At 63.0% G+C, this 18,596-nt stretch carries 31 protein-coding genes; all 31 read left to right on the top strand.

What is annotated here, in order from left to right:
* Positions 1 to 2 precede the first annotated feature (2 nt).
* A complete protein-coding gene (tuf, locus tag J2T07_RS10905; protein ID WP_306849823.1) occupies positions 3 to 1,193 on the top strand; it encodes an elongation factor Tu in 1,191 nt (396 codons plus the stop codon).
* Between the two features lie 523 nt (positions 1,194 to 1,716).
* A complete protein-coding gene (locus tag J2T07_RS10910) occupies positions 1,717 to 2,394 on the top strand; it encodes a hypothetical protein (protein ID WP_306849843.1) in 678 nt (225 codons plus the stop codon).
* A 27-nt stretch (positions 2,395 to 2,421) separates the two neighbouring features.
* Complete coding sequence (locus J2T07_RS10915; RefSeq protein WP_306849844.1) at positions 2,422 to 3,492, top strand: lipase family protein; 1,071 nt, start codon at positions 2,422 to 2,424, stop codon at positions 3,490 to 3,492.
* Between the two features lie 9 nt (positions 3,493 to 3,501).
* Positions 3,502 to 4,059, top strand: coding sequence for a hypothetical protein (locus tag J2T07_RS10920; protein ID WP_306849845.1), 558 nt, complete (start codon positions 3,502 to 3,504; stop codon positions 4,057 to 4,059).
* Positions 4,060 to 4,502: 443 nt separating this feature from the next.
* Positions 4,503 to 4,814: a 30S ribosomal protein S10 gene (rpsJ, locus tag J2T07_RS10925; RefSeq protein ID WP_014402136.1), complete on the top strand. Its 312-nt coding sequence runs from the start codon at positions 4,503 to 4,505 to the stop codon at positions 4,812 to 4,814.
* 20 nt (positions 4,815 to 4,834) lie between these two features.
* Entirely contained in the window at positions 4,835 to 5,476 is a 642-nt protein-coding gene (gene rplC, locus J2T07_RS10930; RefSeq protein ID WP_306849865.1) for a 50S ribosomal protein L3, read from the top strand.
* 11 nt (positions 5,477 to 5,487) lie between these two features.
* Positions 5,488 to 6,090: a 50S ribosomal protein L4 gene (rplD, locus tag J2T07_RS10935; RefSeq protein ID WP_306849867.1), complete on the top strand. Its 603-nt coding sequence runs from the start codon at positions 5,488 to 5,490 to the stop codon at positions 6,088 to 6,090.
* Positions 6,087 to 6,380, top strand: coding sequence for a 50S ribosomal protein L23 (rplW, locus tag J2T07_RS10940; RefSeq protein ID WP_046967254.1), 294 nt, complete (start codon positions 6,087 to 6,089; stop codon positions 6,378 to 6,380). Before rplD ends, rplW begins: the two co-directional genes overlap by 4 nt.
* Positions 6,381 to 6,398: 18 nt before the next feature.
* Positions 6,399 to 7,220, top strand: coding sequence for a 50S ribosomal protein L2 (rplB, locus tag J2T07_RS10945; protein WP_306849874.1), 822 nt, complete (start codon positions 6,399 to 6,401; stop codon positions 7,218 to 7,220).
* A gap of 12 nt (positions 7,221 to 7,232) precedes the next feature.
* On the top strand, positions 7,233 to 7,505 hold the full coding sequence (gene rpsS / locus J2T07_RS10950; RefSeq protein ID WP_029213892.1) for a 30S ribosomal protein S19: 273 nt from the start codon (positions 7,233 to 7,235) through the stop codon (positions 7,503 to 7,505).
* Positions 7,505 to 7,840 carry a 50S ribosomal protein L22 gene (gene rplV / locus J2T07_RS10955; RefSeq protein ID WP_029213891.1) on the top strand — a complete coding sequence of 112 codons (336 nt, stop codon included), beginning with the start codon at positions 7,505 to 7,507 and terminating at the stop codon, positions 7,838 to 7,840. The genes rpsS and rplV overlap by 1 nt, the downstream gene beginning before the upstream one ends.
* A gap of 15 nt (positions 7,841 to 7,855) precedes the next feature.
* On the top strand, positions 7,856 to 8,587 hold the full coding sequence (rpsC, locus tag J2T07_RS10960; protein WP_306849877.1) for a 30S ribosomal protein S3: 732 nt from the start codon (positions 7,856 to 7,858) through the stop codon (positions 8,585 to 8,587).
* Positions 8,588 to 8,598: 11 nt separating this feature from the next.
* Complete coding sequence (rplP, locus tag J2T07_RS10965; protein ID WP_306849879.1) at positions 8,599 to 9,012, top strand: 50S ribosomal protein L16; 414 nt, start codon at positions 8,599 to 8,601, stop codon at positions 9,010 to 9,012.
* Entirely contained in the window at positions 9,012 to 9,197 is a 186-nt protein-coding gene (gene rpmC, locus J2T07_RS10970) for a 50S ribosomal protein L29 (RefSeq protein ID WP_029213888.1), read from the top strand. Before rplP ends, rpmC begins: the two co-directional genes overlap by 1 nt.
* Positions 9,198 to 9,208: 11 nt before the next feature.
* Complete coding sequence (gene rpsQ / locus J2T07_RS10975; protein ID WP_029213887.1) at positions 9,209 to 9,469, top strand: 30S ribosomal protein S17; 261 nt, start codon at positions 9,209 to 9,211, stop codon at positions 9,467 to 9,469.
* A gap of 11 nt (positions 9,470 to 9,480) precedes the next feature.
* On the top strand, positions 9,481 to 9,849 hold the full coding sequence (rplN, locus tag J2T07_RS10980) for a 50S ribosomal protein L14 (RefSeq protein ID WP_306849882.1): 369 nt from the start codon (positions 9,481 to 9,483) through the stop codon (positions 9,847 to 9,849).
* A gap of 14 nt (positions 9,850 to 9,863) precedes the next feature.
* Entirely contained in the window at positions 9,864 to 10,175 is a 312-nt protein-coding gene (rplX, locus tag J2T07_RS10985) for a 50S ribosomal protein L24 (RefSeq protein ID WP_090054986.1), read from the top strand.
* Positions 10,176 to 10,187: 12 nt separating this feature from the next.
* Positions 10,188 to 10,727: a 50S ribosomal protein L5 gene (gene rplE, locus J2T07_RS10990; protein WP_306849886.1), complete on the top strand. Its 540-nt coding sequence runs from the start codon at positions 10,188 to 10,190 to the stop codon at positions 10,725 to 10,727.
* 13 nt (positions 10,728 to 10,740) lie between these two features.
* On the top strand, positions 10,741 to 11,046 hold the full coding sequence (gene rpsN, locus J2T07_RS10995; protein WP_306849888.1) for a 30S ribosomal protein S14: 306 nt from the start codon (positions 10,741 to 10,743) through the stop codon (positions 11,044 to 11,046).
* Positions 11,047 to 11,173: 127 nt separating this feature from the next.
* Positions 11,174 to 11,569: a 30S ribosomal protein S8 gene (gene rpsH, locus J2T07_RS11000; protein WP_072322781.1), complete on the top strand. Its 396-nt coding sequence runs from the start codon at positions 11,174 to 11,176 to the stop codon at positions 11,567 to 11,569.
* 11 nt (positions 11,570 to 11,580) lie between these two features.
* Positions 11,581 to 12,108 carry a 50S ribosomal protein L6 gene (gene rplF / locus J2T07_RS11005; protein WP_306849890.1) on the top strand — a complete coding sequence of 176 codons (528 nt, stop codon included), beginning with the start codon at positions 11,581 to 11,583 and terminating at the stop codon, positions 12,106 to 12,108.
* Between the two features lie 30 nt (positions 12,109 to 12,138).
* Positions 12,139 to 12,489: a 50S ribosomal protein L18 gene (gene rplR / locus J2T07_RS11010; protein ID WP_306849892.1), complete on the top strand. Its 351-nt coding sequence runs from the start codon at positions 12,139 to 12,141 to the stop codon at positions 12,487 to 12,489.
* A gap of 121 nt (positions 12,490 to 12,610) precedes the next feature.
* Positions 12,611 to 13,120 (top strand): 30S ribosomal protein S5, encoded by a 510-nt coding sequence (gene rpsE, locus J2T07_RS11015; RefSeq protein ID WP_306849894.1) that lies wholly within the window; start codon positions 12,611 to 12,613, stop codon positions 13,118 to 13,120.
* Positions 13,113 to 13,310, top strand: a complete 198-nt coding sequence (gene rpmD / locus J2T07_RS11020; protein WP_306849896.1) for a 50S ribosomal protein L30 — start codon at positions 13,113 to 13,115, stop codon at positions 13,308 to 13,310. Before rpsE ends, rpmD begins: the two co-directional genes overlap by 8 nt.
* 5 nt (positions 13,311 to 13,315) lie before the next feature.
* On the top strand, positions 13,316 to 13,747 hold the full coding sequence (rplO, locus tag J2T07_RS11025) for a 50S ribosomal protein L15 (RefSeq protein ID WP_306849898.1): 432 nt from the start codon (positions 13,316 to 13,318) through the stop codon (positions 13,745 to 13,747).
* Positions 13,748 to 13,751: 4 nt separating this feature from the next.
* On the top strand, positions 13,752 to 15,074 hold the full coding sequence (secY, locus tag J2T07_RS11030) for a preprotein translocase subunit SecY (protein ID WP_306849899.1): 1,323 nt from the start codon (positions 13,752 to 13,754) through the stop codon (positions 15,072 to 15,074).
* 124 nt (positions 15,075 to 15,198) lie between these two features.
* On the top strand, positions 15,199 to 15,555 hold the full coding sequence (gene rpsM, locus J2T07_RS11035) for a 30S ribosomal protein S13 (protein WP_029213875.1): 357 nt from the start codon (positions 15,199 to 15,201) through the stop codon (positions 15,553 to 15,555).
* A gap of 12 nt (positions 15,556 to 15,567) precedes the next feature.
* A complete protein-coding gene (rpsK, locus tag J2T07_RS11040) occupies positions 15,568 to 15,954 on the top strand; it encodes a 30S ribosomal protein S11 (protein ID WP_007513384.1) in 387 nt (128 codons plus the stop codon).
* An 11-nt stretch (positions 15,955 to 15,965) separates the two neighbouring features.
* Positions 15,966 to 16,592 carry a 30S ribosomal protein S4 gene (rpsD, locus tag J2T07_RS11045; RefSeq protein ID WP_029213873.1) on the top strand — a complete coding sequence of 209 codons (627 nt, stop codon included), beginning with the start codon at positions 15,966 to 15,968 and terminating at the stop codon, positions 16,590 to 16,592.
* A gap of 16 nt (positions 16,593 to 16,608) precedes the next feature.
* Entirely contained in the window at positions 16,609 to 17,607 is a 999-nt protein-coding gene (locus J2T07_RS11050) for a DNA-directed RNA polymerase subunit alpha (protein ID WP_046967234.1), read from the top strand.
* Between the two features lie 210 nt (positions 17,608 to 17,817).
* Positions 17,818 to 18,204 carry a 50S ribosomal protein L17 gene (gene rplQ, locus J2T07_RS11055; protein WP_306849943.1) on the top strand — a complete coding sequence of 129 codons (387 nt, stop codon included), beginning with the start codon at positions 17,818 to 17,820 and terminating at the stop codon, positions 18,202 to 18,204.
* The last annotated feature ends 392 nt before the right edge of the window (positions 18,205 to 18,596 follow it).

Raw genomic sequence — 18,596 nt, forward strand, 5'->3', positions numbered from 1 at the left:
TCATGGCAAAGGGTAAGTTCGAGCGTAAGAAGCCGCACGTCAACGTCGGCACCATCGGTCACGTCGATCACGGCAAGACCACGCTGACGGCCGCGCTGACGAAGATCGGTGCCGAGCGTTTCGGCGGCGAGTTCAAGGATTACGGTTCGATCGACGCGGCGCCGGAAGAGAAGGCGCGCGGCATCACGATCTCGACCGCGCACGTGGAATACGAATCGCCGCTGCGCCACTACGGCCACGTCGATTGCCCGGGTCACGCGGATTATGTGAAGAACATGATCACGGGTGCGGCGCAGATGGACGGTGCGATCCTGGTGTGCTCGGCCGCTGACGGCCCGATGCCGCAGACGCGCGAGCACATCCTGCTGTCGCGCCAGGTCGGCGTGCCGTACATCGTGGTGTTCCTGAACAAGGCCGACATGGTGGACGACGCCGAGCTGCTCGAGCTGGTCGAGATGGAAGTGCGCGAGCTGCTGTCGAAGTACGAGTTCCCGGGCGACGACACGCCGATCATCCACGGTTCGGCGCGTCTGGCGCTGGACGGCGACCAGTCGGAAATCGGCGTGCCGTCGATCATCAAGCTGGTGGATGCGCTGGACAGCTGGATTCCGGAGCCGGAGCGCGACATCGACAAGCCGTTCCTGCTGCCGGTGGAAGACGTGTTCTCGATCTCGGGCCGTGGCACGGTGCTGACCGGTCGCGTCGAGCGCGGCATCGTCAAGGTGGGTGACCCGGCCGAAGTGGTCGGCCTGAAGGACACCCAGACCACGACGGTGACGGGCGTGGAAATGTTCCGCAAGCTGCTGGACCAGGGTCAGGCCGGTGACAACGTCGGCGTGCTGGTGCGTGGTCTGAAGCGTGAAGACGTCGAGCGTGGCCAGGTGCTGGCCAAGCCGGGTTCGGTGACGCCGCACACGGAGTTCGAGGGTGAGGTGTACATCCTGTCGAAGGACGAGGGTGGCCGTCACACGCCGTTCTTCAGCAACTATCGCCCGCAGTTCTACTTCCGCACGACGGACGTGACCGGATCGATCAAGCTGCCGGAAGGCGTGGAGATGGTGATGCCGGGCGACAACGTGAAGATCAGCGTCACGCTGGGCTTCCCGATCGCGATGGACGAAGGCCTGCGCTTCGCGATCCGCGAAGGCGGTCGCACCGTCGGCGCCGGCGTCGTCTCCAAGATCAACAAGTAAGAAGGATCACCGGGGCGGGGTGACCCGTCCGGTTATCGAAGAGCGGAGGCGAAAGCCTCCGCTTTTTTTTTGATCTTCGGAAAGTGTTTCGGTGGTTTGGGCTCGCCTTCGGCATCGCGGCGTGCGCGTCGCGGCAAGAGCCGGCGAGCGCCGCCCTCGGGGCCACGCCTCCGGCGCCCCCTCAAGGAAGGGCCGCTGGCGCGACCGTTTATCAATGGCCTGCGGCCGGGTCGTGAACCAGCCGGGGCTCTTCGACTCGACATCCTGTCTCGCGAAGAAGGCCAACCATCCATGGTTGGCCCCCTGCGGGCCTGATCCGTCTGGATCACTCGCCTACGCTAACGGCCCCGAGGGCGGCGCTCGCCGGCTCTTCGTACCTTGACGCGAAGTTATGTCGAATGCGGCGCCATCAAGTTGAGTGATAGCTGGTCGTTGCGCTGGTGTAATCGACTCGCATACAAAAGCACGCGATTTTGAGGATTCTTCTAAAGATGTCCTCATGCGGTATCGCTAAGCTGTCTTCATGAACCTTCGCACTTGGGTATGGCTTTCGCTGTTGCTGTTTCCTGCTTTGGCTGCGTGCGCCGAGAAAAAAGATCTCAGCCCGCCGCCCCTGAATCCTCATCCGAAGGAGGCGCTGCACGTCACGGTGACGTTCGATCATCCTGAGGATGCGAAGCGCTACATCGTCACCATGAAAGCGCTCTACCAGAATCAGCAGCGCGAATGTGGTTACTTCGATCCGCTTCGGGGTGGCGGCAGCTTTGTCTATCCCCAAGGAACGTTCGACATTCCCAACGAAAGCCGGGACCCGAAACAGGCGCGGTTCAATATCTATCTGGACAGGTACAACGAAGACAACTGCAACTGGGAGCTTGCTGCCCCTTACTTCCTGGTTCGCGACACCCTTACGGGGAGGGACGCGCTAGGGCATTGGGGTATTCGCGGGGATTTGGCTCCCGGCACCGAATACAAAGCCATTTGCCAGTTCCAGGCGGATGATGATCCGCAAAGCTGCTACGGCAGATGGCCGATGCCGGACGTGTCCCATTACAGTCGCGTCCCCATCACTGTTCATGTGTCCGAGGATTCGGCGTTGCTGCGTCCGCGTGTGCCAGGCGTCTTTAGTCAGCGCAACTTCGTCAAGCCCGTGACGACGGACACCGCACCAAGCCCGCCTGCTGCTTCTAGCGGCGACTAGCAGTAACTTCTATCCAAGGAACTGGATATGGCTCGTCCCTCCGAACAATATGCATTTCTCTCTCATGCGATTTATGCGCCGCTGACGGCAAAGACCGATATCGAAAGTGATAGCCGTCTCTACACGGTGCTCTACGTTTCCCCACCGTCCGCGACCAACTACCGCGGCGCCGTGTTGCAAGACGAAGCGACCGGCCAGCTTATCGTCACGAACAAAGGCACCGACCCTTCCAGTATTCATGACATCACCGCCGATCTCGGTATGGGTATGATGGGTGCGCCCACCCAATGGCCCGAAGCGGCTCAAACGATGCGCTGGGCTTTGGATCATGCCGAGAAGAAACATATCCCCGTAGGCGACATCAGCATCACCGGCCACTCCCTGGGTGGTGCCCTCGCGCAATTGCAAGCCGCCATGCCCGAAGCGGCGGGCATACACGCGGAAACCTTCAACACTTATGGCGCCCGGTCCATGGCCGAAGGGCTTGGTCTGGATGCCCGGGCTGCGGAGGATCGCGTCATCCACCACCGCATGTACCACGATCCGGTCTCGAGCATGGCGGAGCCGATCGGTCGCACGGTCGACTACATGGATCACGCCGATTACCAGCGTCACAAGCAGGGCGGCCTGTCGCCGGTCGGTGAGGCGGGCGCCATCGCCGCGGCTCACGGCATCGGCAACTTCTGGGACAAGGAAGGCAACCAGCCGGCGGCGGTGTTCACGCACAACTACCTGCCCGACCTGCGCCATCGCCCGTTGGACGATTTGCCCCGCGGTGTGCCGCTGGACCTGGCGGCGCCCTGGCACATGCTGAGTCAGGAGCAGGAGCGTGCCGCCATGCCGCCATTGGCGGCGACCGCCGGCATGGACGAGATGTTCGACTACCTGTGCAAGGCGATGGAGCAGGACGATCAGGGCTTCATGGAAGCGCTTCGACAGGTCGGCCAGACCGATGCCGCCCAGGAATTCCACATGCAGGCGGCGCAGCAGGTGGACATGGAGGACCGTATCGCGGCTCTGGAAGCGCAGGTGCAGCAGGCACAGGAGCAGCAGGTTTCGCAGGTCCGGGAGATCGGCGGCCCGGTGATGCGCCTGTAAGGAGTGGCGATGCGCGAGGAAGGTGCAAGGAGCGCCACCGTGCAGGTGGCGATGATGGTGGAACGACTCTCGCGCATGAGCGAGTCGATGGATACGCGCCACCGTCAGGCCACCGAGCAACAAGAGCGGACCGTGCAGGCTCTACCCGCCATCATGCGCCAGGCCGCGGATGCGGGCCTGGGCGCGATCTCGGCGGATGCCACGCGGACCGTGCGAATGGGCTTGAACGAACCGCTAGCGGAAGTGACCTGGGCAGCGGCCGAGCATGGGCGCCTCATGCAGGCAAGCACGGATACGATGGTTCGGACGCAGCGTAAGCTGGCGGCCTTCGTGCACAAGGCGGCCTGGCTGGTGGCAGGCGTGCTGGCGATCCTTCTGTCGGTCCTCGCGCTTGGCGGCTACCTCGGATGGCACTACAAGCAGGTCATCACGCAGCAGCAGATCGAGGCCGATCTGCTCCGTGCCTACAATCAGGCCGATGTTCGATTGTGCGGCAAACAGCTGTGCGCTCGCGTGGGTCGCGCGGACAAGCGCTATGGAGACTACGTCCCCCTCAGGCAACGGTAGAACGCGCCGGAGAGGTCGTGAATGATCCGGCCGGGGAGGGTGCGGCCCCACCCGATGTCGTTTCTCCCGAGGGCTTCCCATCGGCTCGGCGATAGGTTATAGTCGCTGGGCTATACCTCCCGGTTCCCATCAGTGGGCGACCGGACACAGCGAAATGAGGCGCACGGAATGTGCTTCGAGTTCGCAGGCAAGGATGCCGAGTAGGGTGCCAACGGGCCACGGGGCGCAAGCTCTGTTGACCTATATCGTTGCGTATTCTATACTTTTCTGTCTGGGCAGGCCGATAACTCGGCCTGCCTGACTTTTTCGGGTCGTTCCGGACGGTTTCATGCCGTTCCAGGGCGGCCCGTTGCGGTACCCGTAAGTAGCACCAGGGTTGTGCGGGGTGGCGAGAAGCCCCTCCGAATCACAAGAACGTTCTTTCGATAACAGGACACGGTTTTATGGCGAACCAAAAGATTCGCATCCGGCTCAAAGCGTTCGATCATCGCCTGATCGACCGTTCGGCCAGCGAAATCGTCGAGACGGCCAAGCGCACCGGCGCTACGGTCCTCGGCCCGATCCCGCTGCCGACCAAGATTGAGCGCTACACCATTCTGGTGTCGCCGCACGTCGACAAAGATGCCCGCGACCAGTACGAGACCCGTACCCACAAGCGCGTTCTGGACATCGTCGACCCCAACGACAAAACCGTGGACGCGCTCATGAAGCTCGATCTCGCGGCTGGCGTTGACGTGCAGATCAAGCTCGGCTGAGCGGATAAAAGGATACGAAGATGAGTATCGGACTGGTTGGCCGCAAGTGCGGCATGAGCCGGCTCTTCACCGAAGACGGCCGCTCGATTCCGGTGACGCTGATTGAAGCGACCCCGAATCGCGTGACGCAGGTGAAGACCGAAGAAAACGACGGCTACAGCGCCGTGCAGGTCACGACGGGTGCCAAGCGCGCCTCGCTCCTGACGGCTCCGCTGAAGGGCCATTACGCCAACGCCAAGGTCGAGCCGGGCCGCGGTCTGTGGGAGTTCCGCGTGAGCGCGGAAGACGCAGGCAAGTACGCGATCGGCACCGAGATCTCGGCGGGTGACGTCTTCACCGTCGGTCAGACGGTCGACGTCTCCGGTGTGTCGAAGGGTAAGGGTTTCCAGGGCACCATCAAGCGTCACCACTTCAAGATGGGCGACGCCACGCACGGTAACTCGCTGTCGCATCGCGCCCCGGGCTCGATCGGCCAGCGCCAGACGCCGGGCCGCGTGTTCCCTGGCAAGAAGATGTCGGGCCACATGGGCGCGGTCAACCGCACCCAGCAGGGTCTCGAAGTTGTCACGGTCGATGCCGAGCGCCACCTGATCGCGGTCAAGGGCGCAGTCCCCGGCGCGCCGGGCGGTGACGTCGTGATCCGTCCGACGACCAAGGGCTGAGGAGAGACGCCATGGAACTCAACGTTATTGGCGCCAAGGCGCTCACCGTGTCGGACGACGTGTTCGGCGGCGAGTACAAGAAGGCCCTCGTCCACCAGGTCGTCACCGCCTACCAGGCGGCTGGCCGTGCCGGTACGAAGGCTCAGCTGTCTCGCGGTCAGATGTCCGGTACGACCAAGAAGTTCAAGAAGCAGAAGGGTGGCGGCGCTCGCCACGGCGACTACCGCGCTCCGATCTTCGTCGGTGGTGGTGTGACGTTCGCGGCCAAGCCGCGCAGCTTCGAGCAGAAGGTCAACCGCAAGGCTTACCGTGTCGCGATCCGTTCGATCGTCGCCGAGCTGAACCGTCAGGGTCGCCTGAAGGTCGTCTCCGAGCTGTCGATGGAAGCCCCGAGCACCAAGGGCATGATCGCGAAGCTGGCCGAGCTCGAAGTCAAGGGTCGCGTGCTGCTGGTGTCGGAAGATGCCACCGAGGCGCTGTACCTGTCCGCCCGCAACATTCCGTACATCCACGTCGTCGACGTGTTGGCCCTTAATCCGGTCAGCCTGGTCGGCAGCGACTTCGTCGTCATGACGGTGGACGCGGTCAAGAAGGTCGAGGAGTGGCTCGCATGAGCACCGAACGCACGCTCAACACGCTTCGCGCGCCGCACATCTCCGAGAAGTCGGCTCGCCTTGCTGAGAACAACCAGTACGTTTTCGTCGTGGCGCCCGAGGCGACCAAGGCCGATGTCCGTGCAGCCGTGGAACACCTCTTCGACGTCAAGGTCGTGGACGTGAACCTCGTGAACACCAAGGGCAAGGTCAAGTCGTTCCGCTTCCGCACTGGCAACCGCCAGGGCAAGCGTAAGGCCTACGTGCGCCTCGCCGACGGTCACACGATCGACGTGTCGGCCAAGGCCTGAGCCAGGAGTTGAATTGAGATGGCACTGATCACTCACAAGCCGACCTCCCCGGGCCGCCGCGACGCAGTCAGCGTGCGGACCGAAGGTCTGCACAAGGGCGCACCTTACGCGCCCCTGACCGAATCGCAGTCGAAGACGGGTGGCCGCAACCACTACGGTCGCATCACCACGCGTCATCGCGGCGGCGGTCACAAGCAGGCTTACCGCATCATCGATTTCAAGCGTGACAAGGAAGGCATCGCCGCCGTTGTCGAGCGTCTGGAATACGATCCGAACCGCACCGCGCACATCGCGCTGCTGTGCTACGCCGATGGCGAGCGCCGCTACATCATCGCGCCGAAGGGCGTGGCGGTGGGCGACCGTCTCGTGTCCGGTTCCGACTCCCCGATCAAGCCGGGCAACTGCCTGCCGCTTCGTTCGATCCCGGTCGGTTCCACCGTCCACTGCATCGAGATGAAGCCGGGCAAGGGTGCGCAGATCGCGCGTTCGGCGGGTGCCTCGGTCCAGCTGGTCGCTCGCGAGCAAGGTTACGCAACGCTGCGTCTTCGCTCCGGCGAAATGCGCCGCGTGCCGGTCGAATGCCGCGCCACCATCGGTGAAGTCGGCAATTCCGAGCATAGCCTGCGCAAGCTTGGCAAGGCCGGTAAGAAGCGCTGGGCGGGTATCCGTCCGACCGTTCGCGGTGTCGTGATGAACCCGGTCGACCATCCGCATGGCGGTGGTGAAGGCAAGACCTCCGGTGGCCGTCATCCGGTCAGCCCGTGGGGTACGCCGACCAAGGGTTACAAGACGCGCAACAACAAGCGCACCCAGCAGTTCATCGTGCGTCGTCGCAAGTAATAGGAAACGATCATGCCGCGCTCTCTAAAGAAAGGTCCGTTCGTTGACCTGCACCTCGTAAAGAAGGTGGAAGCCGCCGTTTCCGCCAACAACAAGCGTCCGATCAAGACCTGGTCGCGTCGTTCGATGATTCTGCCGGAGATGGTCGGTCTGACCATCGCCATCCACAACGGCCGCCAGCACGTGCCCGTCCTGATCAACGAGAACATGGTCGGGCACAAGCTCGGCGAGTTCGCGGTGACCCGTACGTACAAGGGCCACGCAGGCGATAAGAAGGGCAAGTGATGAGCACCGAAGCCAAAGCGATCCTGCGCAGCGCCCGCATCTCGGCGCAGAAGGCACGCCTGGTGGCTGACCTGGTCCGCGGTATGCCCGTGGGCCGAGCCAGCGACGTGCTCGCCTTTACCAACAAGAAAGCCGCCCACCTTGTCCGCAAGGTGCTGCTCTCCGCCGTCGCCAACGCCGAAAACAACCTCGGCGCCGACGTGGACGAGCTCAAGGTGGCCCGCATCTTCGTCGACGAAGGTCCGGCGATGAAGCGTATGTACGCCCGCGCCAAAGGTCGCGGCTCGCGCATCCTGAAGCGCACCAGCCACATCACTGTGGTTGTCGGCAACTGACTGGGGTAAGACACGATGGGTCATAAAGTTCATCCCACCGGTATCCGCCTCGGCATTGCCAAGGACTGGAACTCGAAGTGGTACGCAAACAAGGGTGAGTACGCCCAGTACCTCGCGGCCGACCTCAAGGTCCGTGAGATGCTGCGCAAGAAGCTCGCCGCCGCTGGTATCTCGAAGATTCAGATCGAGCGCCCGGCCAAGACCGCTCGCGTGACGATCTTCACCGCCCGTCCGGGCGTGGTGATCGGCAAGAAGGGCGAGGACATCGAGAAGCTGCGCAAGGAAGTCACGGACATGATGGGCGTTCCGACGCACATCAACGTCAGTGAAGTCCGCAAGCCGGAACTCGACGCCCAGCTCGTCGCTGAATCGATCGCCCAGCAGCTCGAGCGACGCATCATGTTCCGCCGTGCCATGAAGCGCTCGGTCGGTAACGCGATGCGCCTCGGCGCCCTCGGCATCAAGATCAACGTCTCCGGCCGTTTGAACGGCGCCGAGATCGCGCGCTCCGAGTGGGCTCGCGAAGGTCGTGTTCCGCTGCATACCCTGCGCGCGGACATCGACTACGGCACCGCCGAGGCCAAGACCCAGTACGGCATCATCGGTGTCAAGGTTTGGGTCTACAAGGGCGAGATCTTCGATCTGGCGGCCGCTACGGCCGAGTCGAAGGAAGAACAGCAGCCTCAGCAGTCGTCGCGCCGCGAGGGTGGTGAAAACCGCCGCGAGCGTGAGCGCGCTGCCAAGTAAGGAGCGTTGCCATGTTGCAACCGAAGCGTACCAAGTACCGCAAGATGCATAAGGGCCGTAACGATGGCCTGGCATTCAATTCCAACCTCGTGAGCTTTGGCGAGTACGGCCTCAAGGCGACGACGCACGGTCAGTTGACCGCGCGTCAGATCGAAGCGGCCCGTCGTTGCATCACGCGCTACGTGAAGCGTGGCGGCAAGCTTTGGATCCGCGTGTTCCCGGACAAGCCGATCACCCGTAAGCCCATCGAAGTCCGAATGGGTGCAGGTAAGGGTGGCGTCGAGTTCTGGGTCGCTCTGATCCAGCCCGGTCGCATGCTTTATGAAATCGAAGGTGTCGACGAGACGACGGCACGCGAAGCGTTCCGTCTGGCGGCAGCCAAGCTCTCCGTCCAGACCCAGTTCGTCTCCAGGGCGGTGATGTAATGGCCAGCAAAGAAATCAAAGAGAAGTCGGCGGAAGAGCTGAAGCAGCACCTGCTGGACCTTCGCAAGGAGCAGTTCAATCTGCGCATGCAGAAGGGCTCCGGACAGCTCACCCAGCCGCACCAGCTGCGCCGCGTTCGGCGTGACATCGCCCGCACGAAGTTCGTGCTCGGCGTGAAGAAGTAAGGACGGCGGACATGAGCGATAACACGAAGACGGCGCGTACCCTCACGGGTCGTGTCATCAGCAACAAGATGGCTAACACGGTGACGGTGCTGATCGAGCGCCAGGTGCAGCACCCGCTGCTCGGCAAGATCATCCGCCGTTCCACGAAGCTCCATGCGCACGACGAAACCGGCGCGAACGAGGGTGACCTCGTCCGCATCGCGGAATGCCGTCCGCTGTCGAAGACCAAACATCACCGCGTGGTCGAAATCGTCACGCGCGCTGAAGTCTAAGGAGAGCTGCCATGATTCAGGTACAGAGCATGCTTTCCGCGGCCGATAACAGCGGCGCGAAGGAACTGATGTGCATCAAGGTGCTGGGCGGCTCGAAGCGCCGTTACGCCAGCGTCGGTGATGTCATCAAGGTGACCGTCAAGGACGCCATTCCCCGCGGTAAGGTCAAGAAGGGCGAGGTGTACAACGCCGTGGTGGTTCGTACCGCCAAGGGTGTGCGCCGCGCTGACGGTTCCGTGATCCGTTTCGACGGCAACGCGGCCGTCATCCTCAACAACAAGCTCGAGCCGATCGGTACCCGTATTTTCGGGCCGGTTACCCGCGAGCTGCGCAGCGAGAAGTTCATGAAGATCGTCTCGCTCGCGCCCGAAGTGCTCTGAGCGGAGGCCAGACCATGAACCGTATCCGCAAGGGTGATAACGTCGTCGTCATCACCGGCAAGAACAAGGGACAGCGCGGCGACGTGCTGCGCGTCGATGGCGACCGCGTGGTCGTCTCGAACGTGAACCTGGTCAAGCGCCACACCAAGCCGAACCCGCAGGCCAACCAGCCGGGTGGAATCGTCGAACGTGAGGCCTCGATCCATATCTCCAACGTCCAGCTCTTCAACTCCGCCACGAACAAGGGCGAGCGCGTGGGCACCAAGACGCTCGAGGACGGGCGCAAGGTGCGCGTGTTCCGTTCGGGCGAAGTGGTCGACGCGTAAGGAATCGAAGTCATGACCCGCCTTGAATCGTTTTACAAAGAGTCGGTAATGCAGAAGCTCACTGAGCGCTTCGGTTACCAGAACGTCATGGAAGTCCCGCGCATCACGAAGATCACGCTCAACATGGGCGTCGGCGAAGCCGCCGGTAACAAGAAGATCCTCGAGAACGCCGTGGCCGATATGACCAAGATCGCCGGCCAGAAGCCGATCACGACGAAGGCCCGCGTGTCGGTCGCTTCGTTCAAGATCCGTGACGGTTGGCCGATCGGCTGCAAGGTCACGCTCCGTCGTGCCCAGATGTGGGAATTCCTGGACCGCCTGATCAACATCTCGCTGCCGCGTACGCGCGACTTCCGTGGTGTCTCGGGCCGTGCCTTCGATGGCCGTGGTAACTACAACTTCGGTATCAAGGAACAGATCATTTTCCCGGAAATCGACTTCGATCAGGTCGACGCGCTGCGTGGCATGGATATCTCCATCACCACCACCGCCAAGACCGACGAAGAAGCCAAGGCGCTGCTGGAAGCCTTCAGCTTCCCGTTCCGCAACTGATCACAGGTAGAACATGGCCAAGACCTCGATGGTCGAGCGCGACCTCAAGCGCACCAAGATCGTGAAGAAGTTCGCCGCCAAGCGCGCCGAACTGAAGGCGATCGTCCTGAGCGCCACTGCGTCGTACGACGAAAAGATGGAAGCCCAGACCAAGCTGCAGAAGCTCCCGCGCGATGCCAGCCCGGTGCGCCAGCGTAATCGCTGCGCCCTGACCGGCCGCCCGCGTGGCGTCTACAGCAAGTTCGGCCTGGGCCGCAACAAGCTCCGCGAAGCCACGATGCGTGGCGACGTGCCGGGCTTGCGCAAGGCTAGCTGGTAAAAAACTCGCCAACGGCGGGGCGAGCTGTTATAGTCGTCGGTCTGCGCAACGCAGACCGACGATTGTCGGCTTTACAATTTAAGATTTCCGGTAATTCGGATATCGGTGCACTCTCAAGGGTTTTCTTATGAGCATGACTGATCCCATCGCCGATCTGTTTACGCGCATCCGTAATGGCCAGGCCTCTGGCAAGTCGGTTGTCCGTATGCCGTCGTCGAAGATGAAGCTGGCCCTGGCCAAGCTTCTGCAGAACGAAGGCTATATCCTCGACGCCCGTGCCGCTGACGAAGCTGGCAAGCCGGTCCTCGAGATCAAGCTGAAGTATTTTGAAGGCCGTCCGGCCATCGAAACCATTTCCCGTGTCAGCCGTTCGGGTCTCCGCGTCTATCGCGGCAAGGACGAGCTGCCGAAGGTCCTCGGTGGCCTGGGTATCTCGATCATCTCGACTTCCGCCGGTCTCCTGACCGATGCGCAGGCCCGTGCCAAGGGTCTGGGCGGCGAAGTCATCGGCCAGGTGGCGTAAGGAGTCCCGACATGTCACGTGTAGCCAAGAAGCCCATCACCCTGCCGAAGGGCGTCGAACTCTCGATCGCCAATGGCACCGTCACCGTCAAGGGCCCGAAGGGCACCCTGACCACCCATGAACTGCCGGGCGTTTCGTTCCAGCAGGAGAACGGCGTGGCGAACATCGTTCTCGCCGAAGGTGCCGACGACAAGTTCGGCGGTACCGCCCGCGCGATCGTCGCCAACATGGTCCAGGGCGTCGCCAACGGTTTCGAGAAGAAGCTGGAGCTGGTCGGCGTGGGTTACCGCGCGCAGCTCACCGGCAAGGCCGTCAACCTGTCGCTGGGTTATTCGCACCCGGTCGTCTTCGAGGCGCCGGAAGGCATCACCATCGAAGTTCCGTCGCAGACGGAAGTCCTGGTCAAGGGTGCCGACAAGCAGCTCGTGGGCCAGGTGGCCGCGAAGATCCGCGCGTTCCGTTCGCCTGAGCCCTACAAGGGCAAGGGTGTCCGCTACGCCGGCGAGACGATCATCCTGAAGGAAGCCAAGAAGGCCTAATCGGCCTATCCGCTTTCTGGAGACGAGACGATGAACAAGAACGATTCCCGCCTGCGCCGCGCCAAGTCGACCCGTGCCCACATCCGTGAGCTCGCCGTCGCCCGCCTGAGCGTGCACCGCACCGGTCAGCACATCTACGCCCAGGTCTTCGCGCCGAACGGCACCGTCGTGGCAGCCGCCTCGACCGTGCAGAAGTCGGTCGCCGAAGGCCTCAAGAGCAAGAAGAACATCGAGGCCGCCAGTACGGTTGGCCGCGTCGTTGCCGAGCGCGCCAAGGCCGCCGGCATCGAAGCCGTTGCCTTCGATCGCTCGGGTTTCCGTTATCACGGTCGCATCAAGGCTCTTGCCGACGCGGCGCGTGAGGCCGGCCTCAAGTTCTAAGAGGCGTCAGGCCACGGCATCGGTCCCTCGGGACCGGTGCCGCCCGCTGTAACTACAACTCCAAGCGGCGACCAAGCCGTAAACAGAAGTCCCGGTACGTCCGGGCAGACAGGAAAGAGAGATGTCCTCGACAGATCGCGAAAATTCGGACGGCATGCTTGAAAAGCTGATCGCCGTCAACCGCGTGGCCAAGACCGTCAAGGGTGGCCGCCAGATGAGCTTCACCGCGCTGACCGTGGTCGGCGATGGCGAGGGCCGCGTCGGCTTCGGTTATGGCAAGGCGCGTGAGGTGCCGGTCGCCATTTCCAAGGCCATGGAGCGCGCCCGCCGCAACATGGTGTCGATCGAACTGAACAACGGTACGCTCTGGTATGCCATCAAGGCGAACCACGGTGCGGCCCGCGTCTTCATGCAGCCCGCCTCGCAGGGTACCGGCGTCATCGCCGGCGGTGCCATGCGCGCCGTCCTCGAAGTGGTCGGTGTGAAGGACGTGCTTGCGAAGGCCGTCGGCTCGCGCAACCCGATCAACCTCGTCCGCGCCACGATCAAGGGCCTCCAGGCCGTTGCATCGCCGAAGCGCATTGCCGCCAAGCGTGGCAAGACGATCGAAGAGGTCCTCGGCAATGGCTAAGAACAACGAAAACACCGGCACCGTCCGCGTCCGCCTCGTCAAGGGCCTTCGCGGTGTACAGGGTCGTCATCGTCTGAGCGTCAAGGCCCTCGGCCTGAACAAGCTCAACGATGTGCGCGAACTGAAGGACAGCCCCCAGGTCCGTGGCCTTATCAACAAGGTCTACTACCTGGTCCGGGTCGAGGAGTAAACGTCATGCGTCTTAATGAACTCAGGCCCGGCAAGGGCGCCCGCAAGACCCGTACCCGCGTTGCCCGCGGTATCGGCTCCGGCCTCGGCAAGACCGCCGGCCGTGGTCACAAGGGTCAGCACGCCCGTGCCGGTAATACGCACCGCGTCGGTTTCGAAGGCGGCCAGATGCCGCTGCAGCGTCGTTTGCCGAAGGTCGGCTTCCGTTCGCTGAAGAAGGCCGATACGGAACAGGTCATGCTGTACCAGCTGGCGTCGGTCAAGTCCGACACCATCGATCTGATCGCCCTGCACGCTGCCGGTCTCGTGACCAGCCGCGCAAAGAAGGTCAAGATCGTCCTGAAGGGCGAAATCACCCGTGCGGTGAAGCTCTCCGGTGTGCTTGCGACGGCCGGCGCCAAGGCGGCCATCGAAGCCGCCGGCGGCAGCGTGGAGTAATCAGGTGGCTGCAGCGCAGGGCACAACGCTCGGCTCGCTGGGCAAACTGACGGAACTGCGTCAGCGCATCTTTTTCCTTATCGGTGCGCTGATCGTCTTCCGCCTCGGCTCGTTCATTCCCGTTCCGGGCGTGAACCCCGAGGCGATGACGAGCCTGGTCGAGGGCGGTGGCGGCCTGCTGAACATGGTCAACATGTTCTCGGGTGGCTCGCTGTCCCGCTTCTCGGTGTTCGCTCTCGGTGTGGTGCCGTATATCTCGGCGTCGATCGTGGTGCAGATGATGGGCTCGGTCGTTCCGTCGCTCATGGCGCTGCGCAAGGAAGGCGAGGCGGGTCGTCGCAAGATGACCACCTACACGCGCTTCGGCACGGTGGGTCTCGCGGCCTTTCAGGCGTTCGGCATCGCGGTGGCCCTGCAGAAGCAGGTTGCCACGGGCGGCGCACCGGTGGTCTACATGCCGGGTGCCGGCTTCGTCATGGCGTCGGTCGTCGGCCTCACCGCCGGCACGATGTTCCTGATGTGGCTGGGCGAGCAGATCACGGAGCGCGGTATCGGCAACGGTATCTCGATGCTGATCTTCGCCGGTATCGTCGCAGGCCTGCCGGGTGCCATCGTGCACACGCTGTCCATGGCGAACAACGGCGAGCTGTCGGTCCTGAAGCTGCTGATGGTCACCGTGGTGATCCTGGCGGTCACGGCGTTCGTGGTGTTCATGGAACGCGCCCAGCGGCGTATCACCGTGAACTACGCGAAGCAGGGCAGCCAGCGTCAGTTCCAGCGCCAGACCTCGCACCTGCCGCTGAAGATCAACATGGCGGGCGTCATTCCGCCGATCTTCGCGACCAGCCTGCTGCTTTTCCCCGCGACCGCGGCGACCTGGTTCGGCTCCGCCCACCAGTCCCGTTGGCTGCAATGGCTGACCACGGCGCTGAGCCCGGGTGAGCCGGTCCACGACATCGTGTTCGCGGTGCTGGTGATCGGTTTCGCCTTCTTCTATACGGCGATCGTGTTCAACTCGCAGGAAACGGCCGATAACCTCAAGCGTTCGGGCGCGTTGATTCCGGGCATCCGCCCGGGTCGTGCCACGGCGGACTACATCGATGGCGTCATGACCCGGCTTACCGGTGTTGGCGCGCTCTACATCGTATTGGTCTGCCTGGTGCCCACGTTCATGCAGAACGCCTGGCACGTCCCGTTCTATTTCGGCGGCACTTCGCTGCTGATCGTGGTGGTGGTGGTGATGGACTTCACGGCTCAGGTCCAGGCCCATCTCGTCAGCCACCAGTACGAGAGTCTGCTCAAGAAGTCGAATCTCCGTCGCAGCTGAGACGCGACGGAAGCCCCAAGTAGGGGAGGCCTTGGCGCCCAGCGCCGCAGGACTTCCCGTTTAGGTTAATTACGGTTAGAATTGCGCGTTTACCGCGCACGAAACGCATCGGAGACAGTACATCATGGCGCGCATCGCGGGTGTCAATTTGCCGGTCCAGAAGCATGTCTGGGTTGGTTTGCAGAGCATTTACGGAATCGGCCGTTCGCGGGCGAAGCAGGTTTGCGTCGACGCGGGCGTGGTTGCGACCACTCCCATCAAGTCGCTCAGCGAAGGCGAGGTCGAGAAGATCCGCGCCGAGATCGCCAAGTACACGGTCGAGGGCGACCTCCGTCGCGAAATCGGCATGGCGGTCAAGCGCCTCATGGATCTTGGTTGCTACCGTGGCCTGCGCCACCGTCGCGGCCTGCCGGTGCGCGGCCAGCGCACGCGTACCAACGCCCGTACCCGCAAGGGTCCGCGTCGTCCGATCAAGAAGTAACGGATACCGATCATGGCTAAGCCGGTTAAAACCAAGAAGAAGATCAAGCGCGTCGTCACGGATGCCGTGGCCCACGTGCAGGCTTCTTTCAACAACACCATCGTCACGATCACCGATCGCCAGGGCAACGCCCTGTCGTGGGCGACGGCGGGCGGCGCGGGTTTCCGCGGTTCCCGTAAGTCGACCCCGTTCGCAGCGCAGGTCGCCGCCGAAAAGGCTGGCCGCGCCGCTGGCGACTACGGTGTGAAGACCGTGGAAGTGCGCATCAAGGGCCCCGGCCCGGGCCGCGAGTCGGCCGTGCGCTCTCTGAACGCGTTGGGCTACAAGGTGCTCAACATTATCGACGTCACGCCGATTCCGCATAACGGCTGCCGTCCCCCCAAGAAGCGTCGCGTCTAAGGAGCATACCCATGGCCCGTTATCGTGGAGCTACCTGCAAACTTGCGCGTCGTGAGGGTGCCGACCTCGGTCTGAAGAGCCCCGCCCGCGCGCTCGATTCCAAGTGCAAGCTCGAAAACAAGCCCGGCCAGCATGGCGCAAACAAGCGCGCCCGCCTGTCCGACTACGCTGTTCAGTTGCGTGAGAAGCAGAAGGTCAAGCGCATCTACGGCGTGCTTGAGCGTCAGTTCAGCAACTACTACACCAAGGCTTCGACCCAGAAGGGCAATACGGGTGAAAACCTGCTTCGCCTCCTGGAAAGCCGTCTCGACAATGTCGTCTACCGCATGGGTTTCGCGGTCACCCGCGCCCAGGCTCGCCAGCTCGTGGCCCACAAGTCCGTCACGGTCAACGGTAAGAAGGTCAACGTGCCTTCCTATCATGTCCGCCCGGGCGATGAGGTCTCGCTGACGGAGAAGGCCCGCACGCAGTTGCGCGTGCAGGAAGCGGCGACGATCTACGACACGATGGACCTTCGTCCGTCGTGGGTCGAGGTCGACAGCAAGAAGTTCGCAGGCACGTTCAAGGCCGTTCCGGATCGCGGTGATCTGCCGGCCGATATCAACGAAGCCCTGATCGTCGAGCTTTACTCGAAGTAATCCACCGGAGCCTTGCATGGCAGTTTCGTCAACTAGTGTGCTGCGGCCTCGTGGCCTCAGCGTCGAGCAGCTTGGAGCGAACCGCGCTAAGGTGGTGGTCGAGCCGCTCGAGCGTGGCTTTGGTCACACCCTGGGCAACGCGCTGCGCCGCGTGCTGCTCTCTTCGATTCCGGGCAGCGCGATCGTCGAGGTCGAAATCGACGGCGTGCTGCACGAGTACACCACCCTGGAAGGCCTGCAGGAGGACGTGATCGAAGTCCTGCTGAACCTCAAGGATGTCGCCATCCGTCAGCACAGCGGTGATGAAGTCACCCTGACGCTGTCGAAGAAGGGCAAGGGCGTGGTCACCGCAGGCGATATCGCGGTCGATCATTCCGTTGAAATCGTCAACCCGGAGCACGTGATCTGCCACCTCACCAAGGATGTGGCACTGAACATGCGCCTGAAGGTGCGTCGTGGCGTCGGCTACCAGCCGGCCAGTGCGCGCCAGCATCCGGATGACGAGACGCGGCCGATTGGCCGTCTGCAGCTCGACGCATCGTTCGCGCCGGTCCTGCGCGTGGCTTACGAAGTGGATGCGGCTCGTGTCGAGCAGCGCACCAACCTCGACAAGCTCGTGCTCGATATCGAGACGAACGGCACGATCGGTGCTGAAGACGCGGTCCGCAAGGCTGCTGAGATCATCAACGATCAGCTGTCGGTTTTTGGCGATTTCTCGCGCCGCGAGAGCGATTCGACCAAGGCGGAGAAGGGCGGGTTCGATCCGCTGCTGCTGCGCCCGATCGACGATCTCGAACTGACGGTCCGTTCGGCGAACTGCCTCAAGGCCGAGAGCATCTACTACATCGGCGACCTGGTCCAGAAGACCGAGGTCGAGTTGCTGAAGACGCCGAACCTTGGCAAGAAGTCACTGACGGAAATCAAGGATGTGCTGGGCGGGCGTGGTCTCGCTCTTGGCATGAAGCTCGAAAACTGGCCGCCGCCGGGTCTTTCCCACGGTATGCAGCTGGGCTGATGTTTCAAGGGGCGATCGGTCTTCGATCGCCCCGATCCTTTGCTCCACCCGGCGGATGCCTAGCGCACTTCCACCGGGATTCCAAAGCGGTCCAAAGAGGCCGTGCTCTTATAGCGAGGCGTTCTTATTGCCTTGCATTAGCGGGTAACCGCGGGAAGTCGGCTCATCCTGACCGGCTTTTCATAACAATAGACTCAGAGAGTAAACGCCATGCGCCACCAGAAATCCGGTCGCAAGCTCAACCGCACGAGCAGCCACCGCGAAGCGATGTTCAAGAACATGGCTTCGTCGCTGATCAAGCACGAGCTTATCCGCACCACCCTTCCCAAGGCGAAGGAACTCCGTCGCGTCGCCGAGCCGCTCATCACGCTCGCCAAGACCGATGGTGTCGCCAACCGCCGTCTCGCTTTCTCGCGCCTGCGCGACAAGCAGGCTGTCGGCAAGCTCTTCGTCGAGCTGGGTCCTCGCTACCGCGAGCGTCCCGGCGGCTACCTGCGTATCCTCAAGTGCGGCTTCCGCCCGGGTGACAATGCCCCGATGGCGTATGTCGAGCTGGTGGACCGCCCGACCGCGGGCGAAGCAGTCGACGCCGACTAAGCCCTTCCAGGCTTGATCGAAAAAAGCCCCGGCCGGGAAACCTGCCGGGTTTTTTTTGCTTTGTGTCGTGGAATGGGCGGGGCTTCCAGCTCGGCTTCGCCCTCGCGTTGGCCGTGTGCTGCGAGGGGAGCTGCCGGGCGCCACCCTCGGCGCGACGGTAGTCGCCGTCCCTTGGGGAAGGAAAGCCGCTGACGCGGCCGTGTCCGATGGCTGCGCCCCTTCGGGCTCGGACGGTCGGGGGGGGGGCGATTCGCCCTCCTGGCTCAGCGGAAACGATCGGCCGTCCTGGCCGATCCCCTGCGGGCCTTTTCCGCCCGCCCGTCCTCGGCTCCACATGTCGCGCCGAGGGTGGCGCCCGGCAGCTCTCTGGACACGGGGGTGGGCTGGAAGGA

Origin of the sequence: Luteibacter jiangsuensis, from assembly GCF_030812295.1 — a bacterium.
Lineage (GTDB): Bacteria > Pseudomonadota > Gammaproteobacteria > Xanthomonadales > Rhodanobacteraceae > Luteibacter > Luteibacter jiangsuensis_A.

Excerpts from the sequence above, each read along its gene's own strand:
- tuf (WP_306849823.1), top strand. The coding sequence starts at position 3 with ATGGCAAAGGGTAAGTTCGAGCGTAAGAAGCCGCACGTCAACGTCGGC.
- J2T07_RS10910 (WP_306849843.1), top strand. The coding sequence starts at position 1,717 with ATGAACCTTCGCACTTGGGTATGGCTTTCGCTGTTGCTGTTTCCTGCT.
- J2T07_RS10915 (WP_306849844.1), top strand. The coding sequence starts at position 2,422 with ATGGCTCGTCCCTCCGAACAATATGCATTTCTCTCTCATGCGATTTAT.
- J2T07_RS10920 (WP_306849845.1), top strand. The coding sequence starts at position 3,502 with ATGCGCGAGGAAGGTGCAAGGAGCGCCACCGTGCAGGTGGCGATGATG.
- rpsJ (WP_014402136.1), top strand. The coding sequence starts at position 4,503 with ATGGCGAACCAAAAGATTCGCATCCGGCTCAAAGCGTTCGATCATCGC.
- rplC (WP_306849865.1), top strand. The coding sequence starts at position 4,835 with ATGAGTATCGGACTGGTTGGCCGCAAGTGCGGCATGAGCCGGCTCTTC.
- rplD (WP_306849867.1), top strand. The coding sequence starts at position 5,488 with ATGGAACTCAACGTTATTGGCGCCAAGGCGCTCACCGTGTCGGACGAC.
- rplW (WP_046967254.1), top strand. The coding sequence starts at position 6,087 with ATGAGCACCGAACGCACGCTCAACACGCTTCGCGCGCCGCACATCTCC.
- rplB (WP_306849874.1), top strand. The coding sequence starts at position 6,399 with ATGGCACTGATCACTCACAAGCCGACCTCCCCGGGCCGCCGCGACGCA.
- rpsS (WP_029213892.1), top strand. The coding sequence starts at position 7,233 with ATGCCGCGCTCTCTAAAGAAAGGTCCGTTCGTTGACCTGCACCTCGTA.
- rplV (WP_029213891.1), top strand. The coding sequence starts at position 7,505 with ATGAGCACCGAAGCCAAAGCGATCCTGCGCAGCGCCCGCATCTCGGCG.
- rpsC (WP_306849877.1), top strand. The coding sequence starts at position 7,856 with ATGGGTCATAAAGTTCATCCCACCGGTATCCGCCTCGGCATTGCCAAG.
- rplP (WP_306849879.1), top strand. The coding sequence starts at position 8,599 with ATGTTGCAACCGAAGCGTACCAAGTACCGCAAGATGCATAAGGGCCGT.
- rpmC (WP_029213888.1), top strand. The coding sequence starts at position 9,012 with ATGGCCAGCAAAGAAATCAAAGAGAAGTCGGCGGAAGAGCTGAAGCAG.
- rpsQ (WP_029213887.1), top strand. The coding sequence starts at position 9,209 with ATGAGCGATAACACGAAGACGGCGCGTACCCTCACGGGTCGTGTCATC.
- rplN (WP_306849882.1), top strand. The coding sequence starts at position 9,481 with ATGATTCAGGTACAGAGCATGCTTTCCGCGGCCGATAACAGCGGCGCG.
- rplX (WP_090054986.1), top strand. The coding sequence starts at position 9,864 with ATGAACCGTATCCGCAAGGGTGATAACGTCGTCGTCATCACCGGCAAG.
- rplE (WP_306849886.1), top strand. The coding sequence starts at position 10,188 with ATGACCCGCCTTGAATCGTTTTACAAAGAGTCGGTAATGCAGAAGCTC.
- rpsN (WP_306849888.1), top strand. The coding sequence starts at position 10,741 with ATGGCCAAGACCTCGATGGTCGAGCGCGACCTCAAGCGCACCAAGATC.
- rpsH (WP_072322781.1), top strand. The coding sequence starts at position 11,174 with ATGAGCATGACTGATCCCATCGCCGATCTGTTTACGCGCATCCGTAAT.
- rplF (WP_306849890.1), top strand. The coding sequence starts at position 11,581 with ATGTCACGTGTAGCCAAGAAGCCCATCACCCTGCCGAAGGGCGTCGAA.
- rplR (WP_306849892.1), top strand. The coding sequence starts at position 12,139 with ATGAACAAGAACGATTCCCGCCTGCGCCGCGCCAAGTCGACCCGTGCC.
- rpsE (WP_306849894.1), top strand. The coding sequence starts at position 12,611 with ATGTCCTCGACAGATCGCGAAAATTCGGACGGCATGCTTGAAAAGCTG.
- rpmD (WP_306849896.1), top strand. The coding sequence starts at position 13,113 with ATGGCTAAGAACAACGAAAACACCGGCACCGTCCGCGTCCGCCTCGTC.
- rplO (WP_306849898.1), top strand. The coding sequence starts at position 13,316 with ATGCGTCTTAATGAACTCAGGCCCGGCAAGGGCGCCCGCAAGACCCGT.
- rpsM (WP_029213875.1), top strand. The coding sequence starts at position 15,199 with ATGGCGCGCATCGCGGGTGTCAATTTGCCGGTCCAGAAGCATGTCTGG.
- rpsK (WP_007513384.1), top strand. The coding sequence starts at position 15,568 with ATGGCTAAGCCGGTTAAAACCAAGAAGAAGATCAAGCGCGTCGTCACG.
- rpsD (WP_029213873.1), top strand. The coding sequence starts at position 15,966 with ATGGCCCGTTATCGTGGAGCTACCTGCAAACTTGCGCGTCGTGAGGGT.
- J2T07_RS11050 (WP_046967234.1), top strand. The coding sequence starts at position 16,609 with ATGGCAGTTTCGTCAACTAGTGTGCTGCGGCCTCGTGGCCTCAGCGTC.
- rplQ (WP_306849943.1), top strand. The coding sequence starts at position 17,818 with ATGCGCCACCAGAAATCCGGTCGCAAGCTCAACCGCACGAGCAGCCAC.